Source organism: Endozoicomonas sp. SESOKO1 (assembly GCF_024606265.1).
In the GTDB taxonomy this organism is placed as follows: Bacteria; Pseudomonadota; Gammaproteobacteria; order Pseudomonadales; family Endozoicomonadaceae; genus Endozoicomonas.
Genome location: NZ_JAHHPP010000408.1, coordinates 1 through 1,613 on the forward strand (window position 1 = coordinate 1; position 1,613 = coordinate 1,613).

Below are 1,613 nucleotides of genomic sequence, written 5' to 3' on the forward strand. Positions count from 1 at the left end.
TGAGCTACGGACTGTGAAACAGAAACGTTCTTGAGCGATCAAGAACCCTCGTCCGATAGGGCGGGGAGTGCCAAGAATCTGTTGTGTCCCAGCAAGTCAGCCTTGGTAATATAGCAGAGATTGAGATGCAAGCTGGAAAAAGAAGCAAGCCTTTAGGGCTTACCCACTATCCATCTCCATCCAAACCGGCAAAGGCCTAGCCAGCAGAGCTTTCGCTTTGGCCCGAAGCCACTTCAATCACCAGGCTGCCTTCCCGGGTATCAAATTGAATATGCCCACCGGCATTATTTTTACCAAGTGATTCGATGGCTGCAGCCAGCTTCGGAGTTTTTACCAGCGAGATCAACGGCATCGCAGAAAGCTCTTTTAGTAATGCCCTCTGAAAGCTGTCCACAATCATGGTTTTGAACAAAGCCACTTCCATGTCAACCTGGGCTTCCAGATACTCTATCTGATCAAAATAAATGGCCTCATCTTCCTTTGAGTACCTCAGCCAGGTGAAGCCAGTAATCTGAACCGGCAGCTTTTCGGAGATCATCCCCCCAAAGACATCCGCATCGACCTGTCCATTGATATGGAACATCAGAGGCTTGCCATCCCCCTGAATAAAAATCCGGGGAGTGTCCAGATAGAGCTGTACCGTCATAACCGGCAGCATATCCAGGCTGCGAATCTGTGGTGAGAGAAAGCCATCATTGACCAGCTGCTGAAAACTCTGCTGGCTATAAACCTCCCGGTCATTTCCTGCACACCCCGCCAGGAGTATCACTGTCAGGGCGCAGAAAAAATTAGCGAGCCAGGATCTGATTGGCCCTGGCAACAGCCTGCCCCCGGTTTGAAGCCAGTGCATCTGCCCACCGAGTGGTTTCTGGCAACCGGTAGCGTGTAAGACATGCTTCGACATAATGCACCGCCGTGTTCAACGATATTCTATGGCCAATACTGATATACAGTGGACGGGTTGCGCTTCGGGTGCGCACCACACTGCCAATCACTTCATCATGATCCCACAGTTCAACCCTGGCACCTTTCTCTTCTGACAGGGTATCACTGGTTCCACAAAGCCTGCTCTTGGCAACACCGATAGCCGGAAGTCCAGTGATAACCCCAAGATGACAGGCAACACCAAACCGCCGTGGATGGGCAATTCCCTGACCATCACACAGCAACAGGTCAGGCGGTATCCTCAACCGGCCAATTGCTGCCAGAATCGCCGGGCACTCTCGAAAGGACAGCAGCCCGGGGATATAGGGCATCTGAGTCGGTACTCGGGCAATGGTGTAATCCAGAAGTTCCAGACCGGGAAAAGCCAGAACCGCAATGGCTGCACGGGTAACCTGCCCGTTATCCTCAAAACCAACATCAACACCGGCAACACGGGTGATTTCAGGCAGGTCATCACGCTGGATCACCTGACTGGCCAATGTCGTTTGCATGGCTTTGGCTTCGGCCAATGACAGGTCCCAGCGAAGGTTAGCAAACTCAGACACTCATCCCGTTCCTTAACGGCAAACGAAGGGTGACCTCAAGACCCGGCTGGGCATTACAGGCGACAATGGAGCCGTTATGTTGCGACACGGCTGAACTGGCAATCGCCATTCCAAGACCCGTTC

The 1,613-nt window shown here is 52.6% G+C and carries 2 protein-coding genes; both read right to left on the bottom strand.

Going from position 1 to position 1,613, the window contains the following annotated elements; genetic code table 11:
• Positions 1-196: 196 nt before the first annotated feature.
• Positions 197-820, bottom strand: coding sequence for a hypothetical protein (locus KDK13_RS18770; protein WP_257286538.1), 624 nt, complete (start codon positions 818-820; stop codon positions 197-199).
• Positions 789-1,490 (bottom strand): deoxyribonuclease V, encoded by a 702-nt coding sequence (nfi, locus tag KDK13_RS18775; protein ID WP_373692256.1) that lies wholly within the window; start codon positions 1,488-1,490, stop codon positions 789-791. The genes KDK13_RS18770 and nfi overlap by 32 nt, the downstream gene beginning before the upstream one ends.
• Between the last annotated feature and the right edge of the window lie 123 nt (positions 1,491-1,613).